Genomic DNA, 21,851 nt, shown 5'->3' with positions numbered 1-21,851 from the left:
TTGCTGGATCGTGCCCAGATCACCGGCCTGATCCTTGCCGGCGGCCAGGGCAGCCGCCTGGGCGGTGTCGACAAGGGCCTGCAAGCCTTCGAAGGCTTGCCTCTCGCCCAGCACGCGCTCCAGCGACTCGCGCCGCAGGTGGGCCGCATGATGATCAGCGCCAACCGCAACCTCGAGATTTACGAACGCATGGGCGTGCCCGTGTGGGCCGATGAGCCGTCGAGTTCCGGCCATGAAGGCCCGCTGGCTGGTTTCCTCGCCGGCTTGGCGCGTTGCGAAACGCCCTACCTCGTCACCGTTCCCTGCGACAGCCCACGAATGCCGCTCGACCTAGTGCAGCGCCTCTGGCAGGCGCTGCAAGACGAGGCGGCGGACGTCGCTGTCGCCGCCACGCGGCGTGGTGGCGAGATCAAGCTCGAACCCGTCTTCTGCCTGATGAAGCGCGAACTGCAAGCCAGCTTGCAGAGCTACATGGAGTCCGGCCAGCGCAAGATCGAACGCTGGACTGCCAAGCAGCGCCGTGCCGAGGTGGTGTTCGCCGACGCCGTGGCGTTTGCCAACGTCAACACGCCGGACGAGTTGGCAGCGCTGCAGGCGCCGCCGCGCTGATCACGCCGAGGCCGACGTCACGCCACGGTTGGCGAGCGCATCAGCGCGCTCGTTGCCGGGGTCGCCGGCATGGCCCTTCACCCAGCGCCAGTCCACGTGGTGCAGGCTGCGCAGCGCATCTAGCCGTTGCCACAAATCAGCGTTCTTCACCGGCTTCTTGTCGGCCGTCTTCCAGCCGCGCGTCTTCCAGCCGTGAATCCATTCCGTGATGCCTTGGCGCACGTACTGGCTGTCGGTGTAGACGATCACGTCACAGCTGCGCTTGAGCGAGGTCAGCGCCTCGATCACCGCAGTGAGTTCCATGCGGTTGTTCGTGGTCGGGTTCTCGCCGCCGAACAGTTCCTTCTCGTGCTCGCCCGTGCTCAGCCAGGCACCCCAGCCGCCGGGCCCGGGGTTGCCCTTGCAGGCACCGTCGGTGTAGATGGTGACGGCTGGGCGTTGGATGGTCGGTCGGGGTTCAGTCGATGTCATGGGTCTGCAAGATCTTGTGATTGCGATGGCTGCTCACCACCGCGGGGGCTGCTTTGGTCGCCAGGCGTTGGCGGCGCACCAGGCCCACCAGCCGCATGCCTCGCACGCGTTTGACAGCAACGAGCTGGTAGACGGCGCCGAGCACCGGCCACCAGCGGTCGCCGGTGCGCTCCATCCATTCGAAACGGGCCAGCCAGGGGTCGGACGAAAGCGGCGGACGATAACAGCCGAAGCGCCCTTCTTCCACTTCGAAGCTGAGCAGGCGCAGCCAGTCGCGCATGCGCCAATAGCCGATGAAGTCGCCTTGACTCGGCATGAAGAGGGGGTGGCCGACCCGCAGGCCAATGCCGCGCACCATGCGGCCCAGCCGCTGCCTCAATGCCCACAGGCTGCCGGGGTTGAAGCCGATGATGACAACGCGGCCTTCGGGCACCAGCACACGCTCCACTTCACGCAAAGCCAGGTGCGGGTCACGCGCAAGCTCCAGCGAATGCGGCAGCACGATCAGGTCCAGGCTTTGGCTGTCGAAAGGCAAGGCGTCGAAATCGCACTGCAGCATGATGGCTCGCGTGGTTGGCGCGGGCAAGGTGGAGTCCGAATCGCTGGGAACTTCGGGCGCTGGCATCGAGTCCATCGCCGGAGCCTGTTGATCCACCGCCAACCAGCGATGCGGCATGCGGTTGGCACGCAGAGCGTCGAGTTCGGGCAAGCCCAGCTGCAGTGCGTGGAAGCCGAACATGTCGGCCACGCACCGGTCCAACTGCGCTTGCTCCCAAGCCAGAAGGTAGCGGCCGGGCGGCGTTTTCAGCCAGGGGGCCAAACCTATAATCCCGCCGAATTGCGCCATGAACCTCGTTGCACTGCCTGCCTTCACCGACAACTACATCTGGATGCTTCACGATGGCCGGCAGGCACTCGTCGTCGATCCGGGGGAATCGGCACCGGTGGAGCAAGCGCTCGATGCGCAAGGCCTGGTGCTCGCAGGGATTCTAGTGACCCACCATCACGCCGATCATGTCGGCGGTCTTTCAGCCTTGCGCCCCCGCCTGCAAGGCCCCGTCTTCGGGCCGGCACGTGAAGACATTCCCCAACCCTGCACGCCGCTGAACGGCGGCGACCACGTTGAACTGCTGGGCTGCCGATTCGACGTGATCGACGTGCCCGGCCACACGGCCGGCCACATCGCCTACTTCCACGCGCCGCTTGACGGTGAAGCGCCCATCCTCTTCTGCGGCGACACCTTGTTCTCGGGCGGCTGCGGCCGGCTCTTCGAAGGCACGCCTGCGCAAATGCATGCGTCGCTCTCTCACCTGGCTGCACTGCCGGGCAGCACGCGCGTGTGCTGTGCCCACGAATACACCTTGTCCAACCTAAAGTTCGCGCGTGCCGTCGAGCCGCGCAACGACGACCTGCTGGCTTACACCGCCCATTGCGAAGCCCTTCGGGCCCAAGGCGAAGCCACGCTACCCAGCTCCATTGCGCGCGAGCGGCGCATCAACCCCTTCATGCGTTGCCATCAACCCGAGGTGGTGCAAGCCGCCCGGGCGCAAGGCGCCGCCAGCGACAACGAAACCGACGTGCTGGCCGCGCTTCGCCAATGGAAAAACAACTTCAGATGACCCCTTCTCCTATCGTGCGGCTCGCCGCTGCATGGGTGCTCAGCCTGTTGCTGGGCGCTTGCACCACCCTCGTCGAGCCACCGGACCAGAGCGCAAACCTTCCGGCTGTCATTGCCGAGGCAAATCTCCCACCAGCCGCAGCGTCGGCTCCCGCGTTCAGCGCATCGGCGCCAGATGCAGCTGCTTCGGCCCCGATGGAAGCACCCGTCGCTGCCGCGCCGGTCGACCCCTTGCGGCCCGAAGAACCGGTCGATCTCAACTCCCAGGTTGCCGCCATCGACCTGTGGGAACGCCTGCGCCGTGGCTTCGCCATGCCCGACCTCGATACGCCATTGGTGCGCACCGGCGAGCAGTGGTATTCGACGCGGCCCGACTACGTGCAGCGCATGACGGAACGCGGCAGCCGCTACCTCTTCCACATCGTCGAAGAAGTGCAGCGGCGCGGCATGCCCACTGAGCTGGCGCTGCTGCCTTTCATCGAGAGCGCCTTCAACCCGCAGGCCGTGTCGTCGGCCAAGGCCTCGGGCATGTGGCAGTTCATGCCGGCCACCGGCAAGCACTTCGAGCTGCGCCAGAACGTGTTTCGCGATGACCGGCGCGACGTGCTCGCGTCCACTCGTGCCGCACTCGACTACCTGGCCAAGCTGCACGAGATGTTCGGCGACTGGCACCTCGCGCTGGCCGCCTACAACTGGGGCGAAGGCAATGTGCAGCGCGCCGTCGCGCGCAACCAGAAGAAGGGCTTGCCCACCGACTACCTCAGCTTGCGCATGCCGAACGAGACGGCCTATTACGTGCCGAAGTTGCAGGCCGTGAAGAACATGGTGCTCAGGCCCGAGGCGTTCTCGATCGCCCTGCCGGCGCTGGCCAATCACCCTTACTTCCTGAGCGTGCCGATCGAGCGTGACATCGACGTGGCCGTGGCCATTCGCCTCGCCGAGATCACCCGAGACGAGTTCTACACACTCAACCCGCAGATGAACCGGCCGGTGATCCTGGCCGCCGGCACGCCGCAGCTGCTGCTGCCCTACGACAACGCCAGCCTGTTCGTGCGCAATGCGGCAGCCCACATGGGTCCGTTCGCCACCTGGACGGCCTGGGTCGCTCCGCGCACGCTGAAGCCGAGCGAAGCGGCCAAGCAGGTCGGCATGAGCGAGGCCGAGCTGCGCGAGGTCAACAAGATCCCGCCGCACATGCTGGTGCGGGCTGGCTCCACGCTGCTGGTGCCACGCGGGCAGAACCTGCTGAAAGACGTGTCCCTGCACGTGGCAGACAACGCCAACATGGCGCTCGTCCCAGAATCCTTGCCGCCGAGAAGAGTGACCTACCGCGCCGGCAGGGGCGAAACGGTGGCGACGGTCGCCAAGCGCTACCGCGTGAGCGCGGCGCAGGTGGCGCAGTGGAACAAGGTTGCCGTCGGCGCAAGCTTTGCGGCCGGCCAAAGCGTCGTCGTGTTCGTCGCGCAGAAGCAGCCTTCGGTACGCAGCAGCAAGGCCAAGAAGCCCGTCAAGCGCAAGGCGGCTGCCCGCAAGCGCTGAAGCTCAGCGCCGGTCGACCAGCGCGTGGGCGATGGTGCCCAGGTCCACGTACTCCAGCTCGCTGCCGATCGGCACCCCACGCGCCAGTCGCGTGACGCGTACGTCGCGCGATTTCAGCGTTTCGGCCAGCACATGCGCGGTGGCCTCGCCTTCGGCCGTGAAGTTGGTGGCGACAATAACTTCGGCGACCTCGCCGTCGGACGCACGGTCGAGCAGCTGCTGCAAACCGATGTCGCGCGGGCCTCGACCATCGAGCGGGCTCAGGTGGCCCATCAACACGAAATACAGCCCGCGGTAGCTGCCGGTGCGCTCCATCGCGGCCTGGTCGGCGGGCGTCTCGACCACGCAGAGCAGCCGCCGGTCGCGCGTTTCATCGAGGCAGGTGTGGCAGACCGGCGCTTCGGTGAAGGTGTGGCACTGCTCGCAGTGGCGGATGTTGTCGACCGCACCCTGCAACGACGCGGCGATGCGCCTCGCCCCTTCGCGATCGTGCTGCAGCAGATGAAAGGCCATGCGCTGCGCCGACTTCTGGCCCACACCGGGCAGGCGGCGCAGGGCTTCGATCAGTGCGTCTAGAGCGGGTTCAGACACGAAGCTGCCTACACGCTCGCTCACCACCACCCGCTCGGCAGACCAACGCCTTCACAAATCAGAACGGGAACTTCATGCCCGGGGGCAAAGGCATGCCGGCAGTCAGCTTGCCCATCTTCTCTTGCGACACCTCTTCGGCACGGCGAATGCCGTCGTTGAACGCGGCGGCCACCAGGTCTTCGAGCATGTCCTTGTCATCGGCGAGCAAGCTCGGGTCGATGGCCACGCGCTTCACGTCGTGCTTGCAGGTCATCGTCACCTTCACCAGGCCGGCACCCGATTGGCCTTCGACCTCGATGTTGGCGAGTTCGTCCTGCGCCTTCTTCAGGTTGTCCTGCATCGCCTGGGCCTGCTTCATCAGGCCGGCGAGTTGGTTCTTCATCATGAAAGTTTCTCCTGCGAATCAATGAAATTTGACCGAGCCGGGCACGATGCGCGCCGTCTTGAACTGCTGCATCAAGGCCTGCACCAGCGGGTCGTTGTGAATGATCTGTTCGGCTTCGTTCTGGCGGCGTGCACGCTCGGCACCGGCACGTTGCGCCGGCGTGTCGCTGGCTACACCAGCCTCCAGCTCCAGCTGCACCGGCTGCTTCAACAACTCGGACAACGCGGCCTGCAGCTTGTCGCGTTGCGCCGGGGTGCGCAGCGTTTCGCGTTCCACGCGCAGGCGCCACACGGCCGGCTGCGCCTGTTCTTCGATGGCCACGCACTGCGCCTGCATCGCGAGTTCGCGCACCAGGGCCGAAATGCTTGCGGCCTCGTTCATCTGGCTCACCACTTCCGCCCAACGGTCGCCGAGCGGCGTGGGCACCCAGGTCGCGGCGGCTGCGGGGACCGGAGCCGGCGGCCTCTGCATCTTCTGCGGCTCGGGCTCACGGACCAACACCTCCGCGGCGAGCACCTCGCCTTCATACGGCGGCTCATCGTCGAGCCAGGGCGGCGGCTCGCTGGCCGGCGCGCTCGCGCGAGCGACCGGCGCTGAAGCAACCACGGCCGGCCGAGCCGGCACAGCCGGCACAGCCGGGGCTGCGGGTGCGGCAGCCGGCCGGCTCAGCACCGGCGCTGCAGCGGCGGGCTTCGCGCTCGTCGTCGGCATGCTGCGCTGGGGAGCGGTGGCCACGCCCCCCGGCCGGAACGCCAGCATGCGCAGCAGCACCATCACGAGGCCGCTGTATTCATCGGGCGCCAAGCCCAGCTCTGCACGACCATGCAGCACGATGCTGTACAGGAACTGTGTCTCGTCGGGCGCCAGCAAACCAGCCAGACGCGCAGCCGTGGGTGCGTCGGGGTCGCTCTCGTCGAGCGCATCGGGCACGGCCTGCAACACGGCCATCTGCTGCAGCAGCGCGACCATCTCTTCCAGCGTGCCGGTGGCCGAGAGGCCCAGGCTTCTCAAGCCGTCGACAGCAGCAATGACCTCGGCGCCCTGCCCGGCCGCCAGCGCCTCGACCAAGCGCACCGCATGGCTGCGGTCGACGGCGCCGAGCATTTGCCGCACACCGGCCTCGGACAAGCTGCCGGCACCAAAGGCGATTGCCTGATCGGTGAGCGACAAGGCATCGCGCATCGAGCCACGCGCCGCACGCGCCAGCAAACGCAATGCGCCGGGCTCGGCGTCGATCTTCTCGGCGGCAAGCACAGTGGCCAGGTGCTCCTGCACGGTCTGCGGCGCCATCGGCCGCAGGTTGAATTGCAGGCAGCGGGAGAGCACCGTGGGCGGCACCTTTTGCGGGTCGGTCGTCGCCAGCACGAACTTCAGGTACTCGGGCGGCTCTTCCAGTGTCTTCAACATCGCGTTGAACGCGGTGTTGGACAGCATGTGCACTTCGTCGATCAGGTAGACCTTGAAGCGGCCCACCACCGGCTTGTAGACGGCCTGGTCGAGCAGTTGAGAGATTTCTTCCACGCCGCGGTTGGAGGCGGCATCGAGTTCTACGTAGTCGACGAAGCGGCCGCTGTCGATGTCGCGGCAGGCATCGCACACGCCGCAGGGTTGGGCGGTGATGCCGCCGGCGCCATCGGGCCCGGTGCAGTTGAGCGCCTTGGCGAGAATGCGTGAGACCGAGGTCTTGCCCACGCCGCGCGTGCCGGTGAACAGGTAGGCATGGTGCAGGCGCTGCTGCGTCAGTGCATTCGTCAGCGCTTTGACCACATGCTCCTGGCCGACCAGCGCTTCGAAGTCGCGAGATCGGTACTTGCGGGCCAGCACGAGGTAAGACATCCGGCGATTCTATAAGTCGGCACCGAGCGACTGCCGGATAATCCCGCTTTTGCACGCTTGGCCCTCCCTCACGGCCCCTTTCTCGATGAACCCCACGCCAGACAAGCACAGCACCCTCAGCTACGAACAGGCCGGCGTCAACTACGACCTGATCGATCCGCTGAAAGTGGCAGCCCAGCGCGCCGCCAAGCAGACCGGCACGCACCTGTCGGCGCATGGTTTCAGCGAGGTCGAAGCCTCGCGCGGCGAATCGGCCTACGTGGTCGACGTGGGCCCGTTCTATATCGCCTCCATCGTCGAGTGCCTCGGCTCCAAGTCGTTGGTGGCGGACGAGATGAAGGCGCTCACCGGCAAGAGCTACTACGACAGCATTGCGCAAGACACCATCGCGATGGCCATCAATGACCTCATCACCGTGGGCGCCACGCCGCTGGTGGTGCAGGCCTATTGGGCCGCGGGCGGGTCCGACTGGTTCTCCGACGCGCAGCGTGCGCAGGCCCTGGTGGCGGGCTGGAAACGCGCCTGCGACGTCTGCAGCGTGGCCTGGGGCGGCGGCGAAACCCCGGCGCTTGCCGGCATCGTGGCTGACGGCCGCATCGACCTCGCAGCCAGCTGCACTGGCCTCATCAACCCGAAGGAGCGCCTGTCGGTCGGTGACCAACTGGCACCGGGCGACGCCATCGTGCTGCTGGCCTCCAGTGGCATCCACGCCAACGGGCTGAGCCTCGCGCGCAAGCTCGTCGAGCGCCTGCCGCAGGGCTACCTGACGGAAGTACAGCCGGGGTTGAGCTATGGCGATGCGCTGCTCGCCCCCACCGTGCTGTATTCGCCGGTCACCGAGGCGCTCTACAAGGCCGGCATCATGCCGCGCTACTGCGCCAACATCACCGGCCACGGCTGGCGCAAACTACTGCGCCACCCCGCCACACACACCTACCGCATCCACACCGTGCCCGAGGTGACGCCTGTGCTGAAGTTCATCCAGCAGCACGCCAGGCAAGACGACCAAGAGGCCTACAGCACGCTCAATATGGGCGCCGGCTTTGCTCTGTTCGTGAAAGCCGAAGATGCAGAGCGCACGGTCGCCGTGGCCGAAGCGCAAGGCATCAAGGCCCTCGTGGCAGGCCGCGTTGAAGCCGGCCCGAAGAAGCTGATCATCGAGCCGCTAGGCATCGAGTTCGGTGACGACGCACTGCAGCTGCGCTGAATTTCCGATGACCCCGCGCGACGGACTGATCGAATCCGTCACCTACAATCCGCGTTGACGGGCCTCCCCGCATGGAAGCGCGCCCAACCGGGTCAGGTGGGGAACCAAGCAGCCCTAAGCGTTGCAACCAGTGCCGGGGGTAAGGCTCGTCAACCCCAATCCCTCTTGCCGCAGCCAGCGTTCAAAACGCATTGGCTGCCGCGCGTCCCGCCACGGCGGAGACACCGCTCACCACGCTGCCCCATGCCATGTCGATCACCGACAGGCCCAGCGGCCAGTCTTTCAAGGTGGCGAGGTTGCTGAGGTCATAGGTGGCGTACGCAAAGAAACCGAACATGGCACCCAAGCCCGCAGCCTTCCACCAAGGACTCAGCAGACTTGGCGACACCGCGAAGATGATCAGGCCGACCGGGTACAAGAGGTAGAACAGCGCAGCCGCGGTGAGCTTGGCTTGCGGCGCCATCAGATGGCCGATGCCTTGCTGGTACCAGTCGGTGGCGATGCCCCGCAGCCACAGCATGTCGAGCGCGACGAGCGCGACAGCAACGGCGAGGTAAGCAATGAGATAGCGGGTCATGCAGATTCTTGGCGGTGGCGGCTGGGCTCAGCCAAGCGCAAAGCATCGCATGTTGATGGGCTGCGCTGCCGCCTGGGAGATCACGGCATCGAGCACCAGATCTCCCGGTGGCAAGCAGGCCGTGCCGAAGCGGATCAGGTTCTCGAGCACCAATCCATCGTCGTCGATCAGTTCGGTGAGGTAACGATGGTCACCGCCGAACAGCAGGGCCCGTTGAGCCGTTTCGTCCTTCAGCAGGATGAGGTATCTGGCGGTGTGTTGATGGCGGTCGTTGTCTGTTTCAGTAAGTTGGGCGCTCACGTGCTCTCGCCTTTTCTTTTACCGGTGTTCTTGATGGTGTCATTGCCAGTGGCGGAACCGTCTTTTTGACGTTCGTAGGTGTCCTGCATCGGCGCATCGCGATCCGTACTGACCTTGCCGGAGGCGACATCGTCATGGGCTTGCTTGATGACAGGACGCACGTGGCTGGTCTGGCTGTCTGAAGATTCGTCGTGCTCGTGTGGCAAGCGGGGTTTGGCCCCGGTTGCCGTTGCCGAACGCGTCTCGCCCGGAGGCCGTCCGCTCACCGGGCGTCTCCGGGGTCTTCGCCCTTGCTGCGTGACTTGCCGATGTCCTCGGCCTTTTCGATCTCCTTGGCTTCTTGAGCGTCGCGCGGCGCAGCCTTGCGCGCAGCAGGCTCTACCTTTCCGGACTGTGCAAAACCGCGTGCAGCCTCGTCATAACGGCGGGCAGCTTCGTAGTCGCCTTCGCCTTGAACCTTGCTGTCGGATTTGGAGGGGGTGTCTGGCTTCGTTGATCCCATGATCGTCTCCTGTTGGAGTAAACGTGGAACGCAACGATAGGCTCAGCGGGTGGCAGTCACCACCGGTGCCGCGCGCGAGACGCGGTCGGATCAGGAGCCCGCAACGGGTAGGAAGCGTCTGACCGAATCCTGGCGCGCGGAAGGGGCTAAGGCGACAGGCTGCAGCGCGGGAGCATGGCGATGAACGCGGACACCGCTGCATCGCCCTGCAAGCCGTCTTCCCCAGTGAAGACATCGAACTCGTAGCTCTCGCAATAACCCGTGCGCCACCCGCCCAGCCGACGTGGCGCCGTCTCCAGCGACACGTGAAGCACGCGAAGGTCGAGGTGTTGAGGGTCGAACTCGACGTCCCGGTGCACGGCAGATATGTCATGCACGTGGCCTTCGAGGAACTCGCAGAATCGCTCGCCGTCGAAGATCATCGCCCCGGTGAGACCCAGGCTCTCGTTGCGCAGGCGAGTGGCATGCCATATCTGTTTCACGACACTCAAGTCGGACGCCGGACAGAGCCGGCTGAGCCACAGAACGGAAGAAACAGGATCGCCAGTCGACATGGATGGGAGAGTGGTTCGGCCGCGAAGCCACAGAATCTAGCCCGTGCTTGGGCGATCCACTGTGTCTAATGACATAACGTCAGCCCTACACAGATCGCACATACTTGCGCCCCATCGGTGACCCCCAAGGAGGGAGAAGCATGACTCCCGTGGCCTGCAAAGACTGCCCGCTGCGAACGCTCGACCTGTTCATTCCCCATTCGCCCGAGCAACTGGCGTTGATTCAGTCGCTCAAGCGCGGCCAGATCAACGTGGCGGCCGGACAGGCCATCATCCACGAGGGCCAGTCGGACGCCCTGCTCTACACGCTGTGGGCCGGCTGGGCCTTCCGCTTCAAGACGCTGACGGACGGGCGCCGGCAGATCCTCAACTTCCTACTGCCCGGCGACTTCATCGGCGTTCAGCAGAAGATGTCCGAAGCGCTGTCGCACGGCGTGCAGGCGCTGAGCGACGTGCAACTGTGCGTGTTCTCGCGCGACGCCTTGTGGGAACTCCACCGCAGCCAGCCTGCGATGGGGTTCAACCTCACCTGGCTCACCGCGCAGGAGCAGTCGGTGGTCGACGACAGCCTGCTGTCCGTCGGCCGGCGCAACGCTGAAGAGCGCATCGCCGCCTTGCTGATCGTGCTGTTCAAGCGCTCGGCCGCCATGCTGCCTGATGGCGGCGAAGGCGGCGTGCCGTTCCCGCTGACGCAGCAGCACATCGCCGACGCGCTGGGTCTGTCGCTGGTGCACACCAACAAGACGCTGCGCAAGCTCGAGCGCCGTGGCCTGCATCACATCGAGAACGGGCTGCTGTTCATGAAAGACGGCAAGGCCCTCGCACGTACCGCCGACCTCTACGGCGACGGCAAGCCCGCGCCCCGCCCGCTCGTCTGAGAGGCGCGCTGCGGCGCCTTCGCTGATCAACTGGCCTGCTTGAACGCCATCACGGCCTGGTTGCGCAAAGTCCGCAAGAGCGAAAGTTCCTTCTCAGCCAACTCGATGGCGCCGGGCTGGGCCTTGTCGGCATAGATCAATGCGAACGGCGCGCCCTTCATCATCAAGGGCAACAGCAAGAAGGCCGGTGCGTTGACGGCCTGCCGGTACCAGGCCGGCAGCCGGCCGGCGATCTGCGCGACCGTGGCATCTGCAATCAAGGTGTCCGCGCCCTTGGTGCAGACGGCCGCGAACAGATCGACGGGCGCGCCGGCTGCAGGCTTCAGCGGCACCTTGAACTTCGGCGACAGCAGTTCCGCACCGTCACCGAGCCCGAAGCGGCCTGTCAGCGACTCGGTCTTCGGGTCGCGTAGGCAGAAGATGATGCGGCGAAAGGCCAGCGCTCGCAGCATGGTCTCGAGGATCATGCGCAGCACTTCGTTGAGCTTGAAGTCCTCGACCATCGTGTTGGTGATGTCCTGGATGCCCGCGGCCAGCATGTTGATGGCGGCCTGGTGATCGAAGGCTTCGCCGGTGGGCTCGGGATCGCGGGGCACCGGCATCGTCGCGTGCAGCGCATGCTCGGTCAGGCTGTCGTGCTCGACGTGGGCGGCCGTGCCGTTGCCGGGCTGAACCAGCAGGCGTTGCATCGGCGAGCCGGGCTGCGCGTGCAGGTTCATGGCCTGCGCCAGTTCACTCAAGCGCTGCTGCGCCAGCACGGCAGCGGCCTGCATGTCTCGTGCGGTGATGCCGAGCGACTTGGTGTAGCGCTCGGCGACGGCCGCCACGGCAGCGCTCGCACGGCCGGGCTCGGCCTTCATCAGCGCGTCGGTCACCTCGTTGGCTGCGACGGCGACCCACAGGGCGCGATCGGCCTTGTCGCAGAGGCGGTTCGGTGGATCGCCAGTAGGTTTGCGCATGCAGCGCTGCAGGCCGTCAGGGAGGCCCCAGGTCTTGGCCACGCCGAGGCCCAGTTCTTCGAAACTCAGCCCCAGCACGGAGATCGACACAGCGTGCTCGTGGTTCGTGTTGCGCGCGGTTGCCGGTACCTTGGCGATGGCGGCCGCGACTAGGCTGCGCACCTGGCGTGCTTCTTCGGGAAAGTAAAACTCGGTCAGCAAGCGCCCGAGGTTCTGGAACATCGCACCGATGAAGGCTTCTTCGCCTTCGCGTTCGGCGCCGAACAGTTCGCTCGCCAGCGAGCCGGCCATCAGCGAACGCAGGAACTCTTCCTTCAGCAGGTTGGCGTGCGCCTTGTCGTGCATGTGCTCCAGCAGCACCAGGCTCAAGGCCATGTTGCGGATGCCGGCAAAGCCGATCAGCGCCACGGCCCGCGAGACCGTGCTGATGCTGCCGCCGCCCGCATGGCTGTAGCGCGCGGTGTTGACCATGCGCAGGAGCTTGTTGGTCAGCGCCACGTCTTTCAGGATCTCGCCTGACAAACTGGCAAGGCTTTCGTTCTCGGAATTCGCGACACGCTGGATGCGCCCCACCGAATCTGACAGCGCCGGGAAGTCGGTCTTATGCCGCATGCGGCGCAGCAGGAACTCAAGCGTGCCGCTGCTGCTTCCCGCTGCCGCCTCGACCACGGCGGGCGCAAGCCATTGCTGCAGCGCGTCGCGCAACTCGGCAGCGCTCGCATGGCGCTTGGACGTGTCCCTCGCCAGGCTGCGAAGCACGATGGCGCTCAAGGCGTCATCGACTTCGGGCGCCATGCCCGCCGGCAACGCGAGGTCCTCGTGCGCCACGCGGTACATCGCGCGGTACGGGTCTTTCTCGGCGAGGAGCTGCCTGCCCGAGAGCATCTCGGCGAGCACCATGCCGGCCGCGAACACGTCCATCCCTGGCGACGGCTTCATGCCATGCGTGGCCTCGGGCGACATGTAGCCGGGCGTGCCGACCACCTGCTGCTGGCTGGCCTGGTCGTTCACCCGCGCGGCAATGCCGAAGTCCATCACGCGCGCGCGGCCACTGCCGTCGACGAGGATGTTCGAGGGCTTCAGGTCGCGGTGCACCACACCGGCAGCGTGCGCCACCTGCAGTGCATCCAGCACGCCAACCATCATCTCGACTGCCTCGCGCGCCGGCATGGCGCCACGAGCGCGCAAGTGCGCCGTGAGCGTGGGGCCGGGCACGTACTCGAACACCAGGTAGGGCTGCTGGTTGTGCACGTCGGCCTCGAACACCGGCACGATGTGCGGGTGGTTAAGGCGGCTCACGCTACGCGCCTCTTGCAGCCACTGGTCGACCGCCAGCGCATTGGCGCCCACACGCATCAGCTTGACGGCCACCTCTCGCTCGAGGCGGGGGTCGAATGCCAGCCACACGGTGGCCTGTGCGCCTTCGCCGAGTTTTCTGCGCAGCTCGAAACGACCCAGGGTGTCGACGGATGCCGATGGCATGGCGGTTTGTCGACCTCAGCGGTTGCGTGAAGCGAGCAAGGCCGAGAACTCGGTGGTGCCGGGTTCTCCCTGCGCCACGTCTTCACGGGCCGGTGGCTGCGGAACGCGCGCCGGCGCATTGTTTTGCAAGCTGCCGCGCGCAGCCTGCAGCCCTTCGCTGATGTCCTTGACGGTGATCGACAGGGAGCGCGCATAGCGCTGCGCCACATGCGCCAGACCCGCAGCAACACGGGTCGGTGGCAGCTGGGTGATCACGTCGACCGCTTCGTTGGCCGCGCTGGCGGCAATGCGCAGCATGTCGCCGTCACTGTCGGCCACGCGCACGGGGTGGTTGACCGGCAAGCGGCGCACCATGTGCAGCACCTCGTCGGTGAGGCCCCAGTGCTTGGCAACGGCAGCTCCCAGCGATTCGATGTCGACACCCAGCACGGCAAAAGCGGCCGCCTCTTCGGTCATGCCGGCCAGCTCGGGTTCGCCGGGTTGTGCTGCCGGCTGGCTCTGCATCAGCTGGCGGATCTGCTCGGCCTCTTCAGGGAAGTGGTACTGCACCATCAGGCGCCCGAGGTTCTGCAGGATGGCGATAAGGTAAACGACCTCCGGGTCGTAGCCGGCAGGCCGCAAAGCCTGTGCGGCATGGCCCGCCAGGCGCACCCGCTCCATCAGGCGCTGCAAGGCGGTCGCATGTAGTTCGGACAACGGGCCAGGCCAAGCGCGCAAAGACGCCGCCGCCTGGCGCACGCCCTTCAGCCCCACGAGTGCAACGGCGCGGCGGATCGTGAGAACCGGCCCGTTGCCTGCTATCTGGGTGCCCTGCACCTGCGCCGAATTCACCGTGCGCAAGAGCTCGAAGCTGAGCCCCATGTCCTGCAGGATCTGCTCTGCCATCTCGTCGGTGCGCTGGCCCTCGGCCACGGCCAGCCGCGCGACTCGCGCACCCACACCGGGGGCGGCAGGCAGGTGGCCCACGGTGCGCAGGCGGTCGATCAGCAAGGCGAGTGCGCCGCCGTTGTCTTGCGCTGCAGTTTCTCGCCAGCCGTTGAGTGCGGCCAGCAAGGTTCTGGCGTTGTGATAGCGCTGGCGCTCTTGTGAGGTGGTGGTGCGGTTGGCGATGGCGCGCAACGCTTCGGGCACCGGCTGCGGCGTGGTCCACGGCAGGCGAACCAGCTCGCGGCCTTGCGGCGGCAGGCGGTCGATCACGCGGCCAGTGTCGGGCTCGTCGAGCACCGGCGTGCCACCCAGCATCTGGTGCAGCAGGATGCCGGCGGCAAGCACGTCGCGCACGCCGGCCTGGCGGGCATGGCGAAGGCGGTTGGGGTCGAGCGGCATCGCCCGGTCGTTGGTCGGCTCGGCATGAGCCGCTGCACTGGGGCTGGCGCCGACGGCCATCAGTCGCACCGTGCCCTGCTCGCTCACCAGCACCTGGTGCAACTGAAGGTCGCCGTGGGACAAGCCGGCATCGTGGACGAAGGCCAGCCCCTCTAGCAATTGGATAAGCCAACCCACCGCTTCTTCGGGTGGCAATTGGCGCTGAGCGGCCAGGCGTTCGCCGAGCGTGAGGCCGAGGGCGCGGTCGACGGCGATGCAGGGCCAGTGGTCCTGCACGCCGACTTCGACGACATGGGCCAGGTTTGGGTGGTTGAGGCGTGCTGCGTGCCGGGCGTCGGCAAGCCAGCGTTCCACCGCCTCGGCATTGACCGGCTGCACACGGGGCAAGGTGAGGATCAGTTCTTGCGCCGAGCGCGGGTCGAACGCCAGCCACGCCATCGTTCGATCGCTTTTGCCCAGCAATTGGCGCAGCTCGAAGCGACCGAACATTCTGGTCGGGTTGGGCTTGGCGGCAGTGCGATCAGGTTCAAGCATGGAGGCGCGTGGGCACAGCCGCGCAAAGGTCGCGGCGCTCACCGATTGGACGACTCCACGGCGTGACGCAATGCGCGGATCAGGCTCGAAAAGACGGCCTTATTCGGTCAGTTCCAGTGTGCGCTTTCGAGGCCCGCATTCAAGAGGATCAACCCGCCCTTACCCCAAGCTCACCCGACCTCGATCACCTGCCCCAGCCCGTTGATCAGCGCACAGCGAACCGGCTCGCCGGGCTGCAAGGCCATCACCGCCTTGCGGTAGCGCAGCATCTGCTCGCGGTACTCGGCCTGTGCCTGCGGTTGCAGCGCAAGCTTGTAGTCGAGCACCCACCAGACGGGCTGATCGTCCTGCGCCAGGTGCACCAGGCGGTCGATGCGCAGCAGTTCGCCGGCATCGGCCACAGGCACCTCGTTGCCGGCCCACAGCAGGCCTTGGCCCGCGAAGAAAGGCCGGCAAGCCGGACTGCGCCAGATGGTGCCGGCGACGCGCGCCACTTCGGCTGCAGTGACGGCGAATTCCCCTGCTGCGGCAGCGGCCAGTTGATCGATGTCCGCCGACGGCGCGGCCGGTGCACTGGCCCATTCCAGTACGCGGTGAACGGCCTGGCCCAGGCGAGAGACCTCACTGTCGGCCTCGCGCGGTGGGCGTGGCGTCACCGGTTCGGGTGTCCACGTCGGCAAGGCCGGCATGACGATCGCCCCACTTGCGTCGGCATGCCGAGCTTGATGCACCGCCGCAGGTTCCCACGCCTGCACCAGCCCCTGCACGCGCTCCCACCACGACGGCGCGGCCCGGTGCGGCTCGGTGCGGCTGAACACCAGCCGCTCGCGCGCCCGCGTCATCGCCACGTAGAGGCCATTGAGCTCTTCGCGCTGGCGCGCCACCAGCTCCTGCTCCAGCAAGCCCTGCAGCGATGGAGGGCAGCGGCTCTCGGAGTAGATGAAAGCGCAACGCGCCGGCCGATCTGACTCGACCGGCCAGTCAACCAGCAAGGTGGCGGTGTCGGGGTTGCTGGCTTCGGGCTGCGCATCCATCACGAACACGACCTTGGCCTCCAGGCCCTTGGCACCGTGCACCGTGAGCAGTTGGACTGCATCGGGCTGGACCGGAGCCGACACCTTGATCGCGCGGCGCTTGAGCGCGCGCACGAAGTTGTACGGCGTGGCGTAACGCGCGCCGTCGAGCATCAGCGCCTGGCTCAGCAGCGCGGCGATGGCGTCTAGTGCGGCCAGCCTGCGCTCGGCGGGCACCACCGCGACCACGCGCTCGCGGTACTGGCCTTCGAAGACGATGCGGTCGAGCAGGTCGTGCGGCGGCAGTTGGTGGGCCGCCTCTTGCCACGCGAGGAGCAGCGTGCTCGCACGCTGCAAGGCCGGGCGATCGGCGTGGTCGGTTTGCGTCAGCGCGGCCCACCAGTCGCCACTGCGCCCGGCCGCGAGCGCCAAGGCCACCAAGTCGCCGTCACTGGCGCCGAACAAGGGGCTTCGCAAGGCGTGTGCGAGCGACAGGCGATGCGAGGTTGACGCCAGCACGTCGAGCACGGCCACCAGATCGCGCACTTCGGGGGCCGACATCAGCGCGAAGTCTTCGGCGGCTGCAAACGGCACGTGCAGGGCCTGCAGCGCCTGAGCGACGAGGCGCAGCGATGCTCGCTTACGGCACAGCACGAACATCTCGCTCGGGCGCGCCTGGCCGGTCTGCATCAGCTCGTGAACCGCCTGCGCCACCCAGCGCGCCTCTTGCTCGCGCAGCAACTCCTCCGGCTCGTGGCGCGGCACGGCGAGGCTGTCGCGCCATTCGGCCGGAGCCGGGTCTTCACCCTTCACCGCCTTGGGCGGCCGCAGCACCGGCGGCAAGGCCAGCACGCCGGCGCCTTTCACCGGGCCGAGTTCGGTGGTGTGGGCGCGAAAGTCGCTGTAGTCGCCTTGTTGCGTGGCGGTGCTGAACACCTGGTTGATGGCTGCGAGCACCTCGGGCGCGTTGCGCCGCGTGTGATCGCAGGCCAGCCAGGCGCCACCCAAGCCTTCACTGACGAACTGCCGTGCTGCAGCAAACACGCGGGGCTCGGCGCGGCGGAAGCGGTAAATGCTCTGCTTGGGGTCGCCGACGATGAAGACGCCAGGCGGGCGCTGACCACTCTGCCCGCCCCCGGCGCCGACGTAAGCCGACAGCCAGCTGTGCAACGCGTGCCACTGCAGCGGGCTCGTGTCCTGAAACTCATCGATCAGCACATGGCGGATGCGCGTGTCCAGCCGCTCCTGCACCCAGCCAGACAGTGTGGCATCGCGCAACAAGGCCAGCGCGCAGCGCTCCAGGTCGGCCATGTCAGCGAGGCCGCGTGCGCGCTTGTAGGCGGCCAGTTCGCCGAGCAGCACGCGCGACAGGCGAACGAGCTGCAAGTGCTCGACGTGGGCCTCGTGCTGCTGCAGCAGCGCGGCGATGGCGTCGATTTCGGTCTGCACCGATGCGAGATTCGGCACGTTGCCGAGCTTGCGTGGCGTGCTCGCCTTGGTGAACAAGGCGTCGCGCACCTCAGCATAGATTGCCTGCGAATCGGTGTGGGCCAGCGCCATGACGAGACCGGTCGCCGCGTCTTGTGCTTTCAGGCCACCGAGTGCCAGGGCGATCGCCAGTTCGCGCAGCGTCTCGCGCCATGGCGCGCCATGCAGCACGTCGGTGGGGGCGCCCAAAGATGCGGGCGGCGGCACGCTGGATTCGAGCACACCCGCCTCGTCAGCCAACTCCAGCTCAACGCGCTTTTGGAGCGCGGCATCGAACCACGCGCGCACCTGGTCGCGGCCACGGCGCTGCACCAGGGCAGCGTGGTCGGCACGCAGCCCCTCATCGGCAAGGATGGCAGCGTGGAAGCGGCGGAACACGGCGGCGCTGTGGTCGTCGAGCTCTTCCATCAGCTCCATGCCGGGCGCGAGGCCCAGCTCGGCCAGCAGATCAAGCGGCGCGGCACGCAGCAGTTGCGAGAACCACGCATGGAAGGTGCGGATCTCGACACTGCGCCCGATGGCCAGCATGCTTTCGTACAAGCCGGCCAGCGCGGGCGCCAGTGCCTGCGCCTGTGCGGGCGCCACACCGCGCATCACCAGCTCACGTGCACGCTGCTCGTCGCTCATGTGAGGCGAGGCGAATTCGCGCAGCCAGTCGTTCAGGCGCTCGCGCATCTCGCCCGCGGCCTTGCGTGTGAAGGTGATGGCCAGGATCTCGTGAGGCTTGGCGCCGTCGAGCAAGGCCCGCATGATTCGTGACACCAGCATCCAGGTCTTGCCTGCGCCGGCGCAGGCCTCGACGACCACGCTGCGCTGCGGGTCGCAGGCGATGGCATAGAACGCCTCGCGCGTCGTGGGTTGGCCATTGGCCTGGTAGGCGGGCGCGGTCATCGGGTGGTCCAGTGGTCGCGGCGGCACAGGCCACGCGCTTCGCAAAAATCGCAAACCTGCCCTTCACCCAGGGCCGGCATGCCAGCCCCTTGGCGGATGCGAGCCAGGTCGTGAGCGAGACCTTGGACGAGGGCTTGGGCGCTCGCTTCGACGTCGGGGTGCGAGATGGTTTCAATCTTGCGGCCGAGCGCAAGGTACATCGCCTGCAAAGGCACCTTGGTTTCGCCCTGCATCAACGCGACGTAGAACGCGAGCTGCGTGTCTTCGAGGGGTTGTTTCACCTTGTCTCGCAGGGCGCCCGCGCTGCCGGTCTTGTAGTCGATCAGCTCGATGGCTGCACCCTGGTCATCGCGAACGTGGTCGAGACGGTCGATGCGGCCGTGCAGCGTGATGCCTTGCCATTCGGGCGGCTGTGTCTCGCGATCGAGTTCGCCCTGCCACCAGTTCGCGCCTTGCGCGTCACGCTGATGGACCCAGGCGATGTAGCGCGGGGCAAGTTCGGCGAAGCCGGCTTCGAAGGGCAGGAAGTCTGCGTCGTCGAGGCCAAAGGCCACCTTCTGCTGATGCGCAACCGCCGTCAGCTGTGCGCATTCCGCCTCGGCCGAATCAGGCCCCGTGCGCTGCTCGTGAAACGCCATCAGCACGGCATGCAACCACGTACCGTAGTCGCGCTTCTCGATCTCGGCATCAAGCTCATCGGCCTCGCGCAGGCGCAGCAGATTCAGCGCGTAGAAGCGATAGGGGCAGGCGCGCAAGGCCTCGCACGCGCTGGCCGAAAGCTTTGCAGGCAGCAAGGTGGCAGCGCTGGGTGCCGGCATGCCGATGGATGTCGGCGAAATGCGCTGCTCGTGTCGCGGATCGACCCATGGCGTGAAGGCTCGGCCGGCTCGCCGCAGCTGCAGCCCCAAGCGTTCAACGACAGGGCTTTGCGCCAGAGGCTCAGCACCTTCGCTGCGCCGGTAGAACAAGCTGACCGGCGCGGCGCTCACGGCATGCGCAAAGGCCAGCGTCTCGGCGTTGCGCCGCTGCGCCGACGTGGGCACGCCGAGCGCCAGCGCCTGGGCGTCGTTCAACAGCGGCTGCGGGGCGGCGGCAGCGCCCAGATGGTGGTCATCCGACCCCGGGAACACGATGGCCGCGAACGGCCGGAGCATCACGCGCGTCAGCGGCGTGATGACGACGCTGGGTTGCTCCGGCGGGGCGGCGGGAATGAAAGCAGCGTCTTCCAGCGCGCCATCGACCCACGCGCTGAAGTCGTCCAGCGCCATCATGGTCTGCGCTGCCTGCTGGCCCGACCATGCGGGCGGGTCCGCCAGCCGCAACACCTGCACGACTTGCGCGCCGGCCTCGTCAGCGGTCAAGGCGCCCCACATGCCGCTGTCTTTCAGTGCCGTTTGAAGCGCGGTTAACCACAAGGACAAGGGCTGCCGGCGTTCGAGGGCCAAGCCTTGCAACACCGCCGTCGCGTTCGCGTGCAGGTCGGCCGCAGCCGGGCTCAATCGGATGGCATCAATCGCGGTCGCACGGCTCCAGGCTTCGCGCCGACAAGCCGTTTCCAAATCGACAACGGCTCGCCTTGCGTCCAGCCAAGCACCCGCCTTGAGCCAATCCAGCCAGAGATCGGTGGATGCGACGGGACTGGCGGCACGCAGCAAGCTCATGACTTGCGCGGCTGCGCGTGTGGTCGACAGTTTCCAGCCAGTCTCGTCGAGCAGGCTCACCTGTTGACGCTCGAGCAGCGCACGCACGCGCCGCACCAGCACGCGGTCCTGTGCGACCAGGGCCACCGGCGTTTCGCCCTGCTGCAAATGCGCTAGCACCTGGGCTGCAGCACATTCGGCTTCATGCTCGAAGCCGTCGCAGGCGGCGAGCGAAAGATGGGATGCAAGCGATGCGGCAACGGGTGCGTCGCAGTCCAGCACGACACAGGCTGTCGACTCGGGCGCTGACGACAGCAATTGAAGCGTGAGGGCGTCTTCCCCACCCGCCTGGATCACGATCCAGGCCGAGGGCGCCAGCGAAAACAGCGCGTCGGTCGGTCTGGGCGGAGCCAACGCAGCCCACTCGAGTGCGAGGCGCGCCAAGGCGCGCTCGCTGGCACCCGGGCCTCCTGAAGAGCCTAACTGCTCGCGGCCCTGTTGCCAGTGGGCGGCTCGCAGATCCGGCCGAATGGCTGCTGCAGCTTTCGTCAGCGAATGGGCAGTCGCGACCACGGCGGTCACCGCCTCGTCAAACGCGAGCAGGTCCTTACGCACCCACGATTGCGAACGGAGCAAACGCGCCGCATTCAGCCGGTCGGTGCTGACGTCGAGCGTGAGTTGCCCATCATCGGCGCGCGGTATTGGCCCGAGCGCAGCGGCCAGCGTGTGCGAGGTCTCGATGCGCGGCTGCCATCCGCCTTGTTGCACCCAAGCCTTGCGGGCAGGTGTGAGGTGCTGTGCAAACGGCACCAGCACGACGGCGGATCGCGGGTCGATGCCTCGGGCTTGTATCCATGCCGATGACCGCGCGGCGATGTCACCCCAGGTGGGCGGTATTTCAAGGGACAAACGAGCTATCAACGCCATAGAGAGCCTGAGGTGCCGTGGGCAACGGCGGAGAAGGCTTTGTGTCAGAATCATTCTGCCTTGCCGCTCGCAACGAGCAGCATCAGCCAGAGGACAAGACAATGAGCAGTGAATTGATCAAACACACCACCGATGCATCGTTCGACAGCGACGTGCTTCAGGCAAGCAAGCCCGTCCTGGTGGACTACTGGGCTGAATGGTGCGGCCCTTGCAAGATGATCGCCCCCATTCTGGACGAAGTGTCCAAGGATTACGACGGCCGCCTGCAAATCGCCAAGCTGAATGTGGACGAGAACCGCGACGTGCCTGCCAAGTTCGGCATCCGCGGCATCCCGACCCTGATGCTGTTCAAGGGTGGCCAGCTGGCCGCTACCAAGGTGGGCGCCTTGTCGAAAGCCCAGTTGACGGCGTTCCTCGACGGTCATCTATAATCAGGTCAATCGCGGTGGCAATGGATAGGGGCTCATGAGGCCCACCACACGCCACCGCACGTAGACTTAGCCACCACGCCCTTTGAGGCGCGT

General features: G+C 66.6%; 20 protein-coding genes and 1 other RNA gene. 7 read left to right on the top strand and 14 right to left on the bottom strand.

The genetic code is table 11. The features are described 5' to 3' along the window. A complete protein-coding gene (gene mobA / locus AC1DYS_RS12590) occupies positions 1-609 on the top strand; it encodes a molybdenum cofactor guanylyltransferase MobA (RefSeq protein WP_477899442.1) in 609 nt (202 codons plus the stop codon). Here mobA and rnhA read toward each other — a convergent pair whose 3' ends face one another. Together rnhA and AC1DYS_RS12580 are read right to left on the bottom strand one after the other, a co-directional pair. Then, positions 610-1,080, bottom strand: coding sequence for a ribonuclease HI (gene rnhA, locus AC1DYS_RS12585; RefSeq protein ID WP_477899440.1), 471 nt, complete (start codon positions 1,078-1,080; stop codon positions 610-612). After that, a complete protein-coding gene (locus AC1DYS_RS12580; protein ID WP_477899438.1) occupies positions 1,067-1,927 on the bottom strand; it encodes a class I SAM-dependent methyltransferase in 861 nt (286 codons plus the stop codon). Before AC1DYS_RS12580 ends, rnhA begins: the two co-directional genes overlap by 14 nt. Between AC1DYS_RS12580 and gloB the strand changes: the two genes are divergently transcribed. Both gloB and AC1DYS_RS12570 read left to right on the top strand, forming a co-directional pair. Then, positions 1,926-2,699: a hydroxyacylglutathione hydrolase gene (gene gloB / locus AC1DYS_RS12575; RefSeq protein ID WP_477899436.1), complete on the top strand. Its 774-nt coding sequence runs from the start codon at positions 1,926-1,928 to the stop codon at positions 2,697-2,699. The two genes, AC1DYS_RS12580 and gloB, sit on opposite strands and share 2 nt — an antisense overlap. After that, positions 2,696-4,237: a transglycosylase SLT domain-containing protein gene (locus AC1DYS_RS12570; RefSeq protein WP_477899434.1), complete on the top strand. Its 1,542-nt coding sequence runs from the start codon at positions 2,696-2,698 to the stop codon at positions 4,235-4,237. The genes gloB and AC1DYS_RS12570 overlap by 4 nt, the downstream gene beginning before the upstream one ends. A gap of 3 nt (positions 4,238-4,240) precedes the next feature. Here AC1DYS_RS12570 and recR read toward each other — a convergent pair whose 3' ends face one another. The 3 genes from recR to dnaX are packed head-to-tail and all read right to left on the bottom strand — an operon-like array spanning position 4,241 to position 7,049. Further along, entirely contained in the window at positions 4,241-4,828 is a 588-nt protein-coding gene (recR, locus tag AC1DYS_RS12565; RefSeq protein ID WP_477899432.1) for a recombination mediator RecR, read from the bottom strand. A gap of 58 nt (positions 4,829-4,886) precedes the next feature. After that, on the bottom strand, positions 4,887-5,213 hold the full coding sequence (locus AC1DYS_RS12560) for a YbaB/EbfC family nucleoid-associated protein (RefSeq protein ID WP_047485682.1): 327 nt from the start codon (positions 5,211-5,213) through the stop codon (positions 4,887-4,889). Between the two features lie 18 nt (positions 5,214-5,231). Continuing rightward, positions 5,232-7,049 carry a DNA polymerase III subunit gamma/tau gene (gene dnaX / locus AC1DYS_RS12555; RefSeq protein WP_477899429.1) on the bottom strand — a complete coding sequence of 606 codons (1,818 nt, stop codon included), beginning with the start codon at positions 7,047-7,049 and terminating at the stop codon, positions 5,232-5,234. An 85-nt stretch (positions 7,050-7,134) separates the two neighbouring features. Here dnaX and AC1DYS_RS12550 point away from each other — a divergent pair, with 85 nt between their 5' ends. Next, positions 7,135-8,256: an AIR synthase-related protein gene (locus tag AC1DYS_RS12550; RefSeq protein WP_477899427.1), complete on the top strand. Its 1,122-nt coding sequence runs from the start codon at positions 7,135-7,137 to the stop codon at positions 8,254-8,256. A 56-nt stretch (positions 8,257-8,312) separates the two neighbouring features. After that, an RNA gene (ffs, locus tag AC1DYS_RS12545) (signal recognition particle sRNA small type) lies at positions 8,313-8,410 on the top strand. Positions 8,411-8,437: 27 nt separating this feature from the next. Here the strand turns inward: ffs and AC1DYS_RS12540 are convergent. The 5 genes from AC1DYS_RS12540 to AC1DYS_RS12520 all read right to left on the bottom strand — a co-directional run bounded on the left by AC1DYS_RS12540 (position 8,438) and on the right by AC1DYS_RS12520 (position 10,189). Continuing rightward, complete coding sequence (locus AC1DYS_RS12540) at positions 8,438-8,833, bottom strand: DUF2177 family protein (protein WP_477899425.1); 396 nt, start codon at positions 8,831-8,833, stop codon at positions 8,438-8,440. Positions 8,834-8,860: 27 nt separating this feature from the next. Next, on the bottom strand, positions 8,861-9,133 hold the full coding sequence (locus tag AC1DYS_RS12535; protein WP_477899423.1) for a hypothetical protein: 273 nt from the start codon (positions 9,131-9,133) through the stop codon (positions 8,861-8,863). Beyond that, positions 9,130-9,294, bottom strand: coding sequence for a hypothetical protein (locus tag AC1DYS_RS12530; RefSeq protein ID WP_477899421.1), 165 nt, complete (start codon positions 9,292-9,294; stop codon positions 9,130-9,132). The genes AC1DYS_RS12535 and AC1DYS_RS12530 overlap by 4 nt, the downstream gene beginning before the upstream one ends. Positions 9,295-9,395: 101 nt before the next feature. Continuing rightward, complete coding sequence (locus tag AC1DYS_RS12525; RefSeq protein WP_477899419.1) at positions 9,396-9,635, bottom strand: hypothetical protein; 240 nt, start codon at positions 9,633-9,635, stop codon at positions 9,396-9,398. Positions 9,636-9,781: 146 nt separating this feature from the next. Continuing rightward, positions 9,782-10,189 carry a BLUF domain-containing protein gene (locus AC1DYS_RS12520; protein ID WP_477899417.1) on the bottom strand — a complete coding sequence of 136 codons (408 nt, stop codon included), beginning with the start codon at positions 10,187-10,189 and terminating at the stop codon, positions 9,782-9,784. A 140-nt stretch (positions 10,190-10,329) separates the two neighbouring features. Here AC1DYS_RS12520 and AC1DYS_RS12515 point away from each other — a divergent pair, with 140 nt between their 5' ends. Then, positions 10,330-11,067 carry a Crp/Fnr family transcriptional regulator gene (locus AC1DYS_RS12515; protein WP_477899415.1) on the top strand — a complete coding sequence of 246 codons (738 nt, stop codon included), beginning with the start codon at positions 10,330-10,332 and terminating at the stop codon, positions 11,065-11,067. Between the two features lie 26 nt (positions 11,068-11,093). Here the strand turns inward: AC1DYS_RS12515 and AC1DYS_RS12510 are convergent, their stop codons facing one another. The 4 genes from AC1DYS_RS12510 to AC1DYS_RS12495 all read right to left on the bottom strand — a co-directional run bounded on the left by AC1DYS_RS12510 (position 11,094) and on the right by AC1DYS_RS12495 (position 21,309). Then, positions 11,094-13,508 (bottom strand): protein kinase domain-containing protein, encoded by a 2,415-nt coding sequence (locus AC1DYS_RS12510; RefSeq protein ID WP_477899413.1) that lies wholly within the window; start codon positions 13,506-13,508, stop codon positions 11,094-11,096. 15 nt (positions 13,509-13,523) lie between these two features. Further along, positions 13,524-15,368, bottom strand: coding sequence for a serine/threonine protein kinase (locus AC1DYS_RS12505; RefSeq protein WP_477899411.1), 1,845 nt, complete (start codon positions 15,366-15,368; stop codon positions 13,524-13,526). Between the two features lie 170 nt (positions 15,369-15,538). Then, positions 15,539-18,760 carry a UvrD-helicase domain-containing protein gene (locus tag AC1DYS_RS12500; protein WP_477899409.1) on the bottom strand — a complete coding sequence of 1,074 codons (3,222 nt, stop codon included), beginning with the start codon at positions 18,758-18,760 and terminating at the stop codon, positions 15,539-15,541. Further along, positions 18,757-21,309 (bottom strand): PD-(D/E)XK nuclease family protein, encoded by a 2,553-nt coding sequence (locus tag AC1DYS_RS12495; protein ID WP_477899407.1) that lies wholly within the window; start codon positions 21,307-21,309, stop codon positions 18,757-18,759. Before AC1DYS_RS12495 ends, AC1DYS_RS12500 begins: the two co-directional genes overlap by 4 nt. 119 nt (positions 21,310-21,428) lie before the next feature. Between AC1DYS_RS12495 and trxA the strand changes: the two genes are divergently transcribed. Further along, positions 21,429-21,758: a thioredoxin TrxA gene (gene trxA / locus AC1DYS_RS12490; RefSeq protein ID WP_047486085.1), complete on the top strand. Its 330-nt coding sequence runs from the start codon at positions 21,429-21,431 to the stop codon at positions 21,756-21,758. Positions 21,759-21,851 lie beyond the last annotated feature (93 nt).

This window comes from Rhizobacter sp. P2_G4, assembly GCF_056403575.1.
Note: the sequence above shows the minus strand (reverse complement) of the source record. Positions and strands in the feature narration are given on the sequence as shown.

What these genes read in the sequence shown, in the direction of transcription:
- rnhA (WP_477899440.1), bottom strand. Translation starts at nt 1,080, where the DNA reads ATGACATCGACTGAACCCCGACCGACCATCCAACGCCCAGCCGTCACC.
- gloB (WP_477899436.1), top strand. Translation starts at nt 1,926, where the DNA reads ATGAACCTCGTTGCACTGCCTGCCTTCACCGACAACTACATCTGGATG.
- AC1DYS_RS12580 (WP_477899438.1), bottom strand. Translation starts at nt 1,927, where the DNA reads ATGGCGCAATTCGGCGGGATTATAGGTTTGGCCCCCTGGCTGAAAACG.
- AC1DYS_RS12570 (WP_477899434.1), top strand. Translation starts at nt 2,696, where the DNA reads ATGACCCCTTCTCCTATCGTGCGGCTCGCCGCTGCATGGGTGCTCAGC.
- AC1DYS_RS12560 (WP_047485682.1), bottom strand. Translation starts at nt 5,213, where the DNA reads ATGATGAAGAACCAACTCGCCGGCCTGATGAAGCAGGCCCAGGCGATG.
- dnaX (WP_477899429.1), bottom strand. Translation starts at nt 7,049, where the DNA reads ATGTCTTACCTCGTGCTGGCCCGCAAGTACCGATCTCGCGACTTCGAA.
- AC1DYS_RS12550 (WP_477899427.1), top strand. Translation starts at nt 7,135, where the DNA reads ATGAACCCCACGCCAGACAAGCACAGCACCCTCAGCTACGAACAGGCC.
- AC1DYS_RS12540 (WP_477899425.1), bottom strand. Translation starts at nt 8,833, where the DNA reads ATGACCCGCTATCTCATTGCTTACCTCGCCGTTGCTGTCGCGCTCGTC.
- AC1DYS_RS12525 (WP_477899419.1), bottom strand. Translation starts at nt 9,635, where the DNA reads ATGGGATCAACGAAGCCAGACACCCCCTCCAAATCCGACAGCAAGGTT.
- AC1DYS_RS12520 (WP_477899417.1), bottom strand. Translation starts at nt 10,189, where the DNA reads ATGTCGACTGGCGATCCTGTTTCTTCCGTTCTGTGGCTCAGCCGGCTC.
- AC1DYS_RS12515 (WP_477899415.1), top strand. Translation starts at nt 10,330, where the DNA reads ATGACTCCCGTGGCCTGCAAAGACTGCCCGCTGCGAACGCTCGACCTG.
- AC1DYS_RS12510 (WP_477899413.1), bottom strand. Translation starts at nt 13,508, where the DNA reads ATGCCATCGGCATCCGTCGACACCCTGGGTCGTTTCGAGCTGCGCAGA.
- AC1DYS_RS12505 (WP_477899411.1), bottom strand. Translation starts at nt 15,368, where the DNA reads ATGCTTGAACCTGATCGCACTGCCGCCAAGCCCAACCCGACCAGAATG.
- AC1DYS_RS12500 (WP_477899409.1), bottom strand. Translation starts at nt 18,760, where the DNA reads ATGACCGCGCCCGCCTACCAGGCCAATGGCCAACCCACGACGCGCGAG.
- trxA (WP_047486085.1), top strand. Translation starts at nt 21,429, where the DNA reads ATGAGCAGTGAATTGATCAAACACACCACCGATGCATCGTTCGACAGC.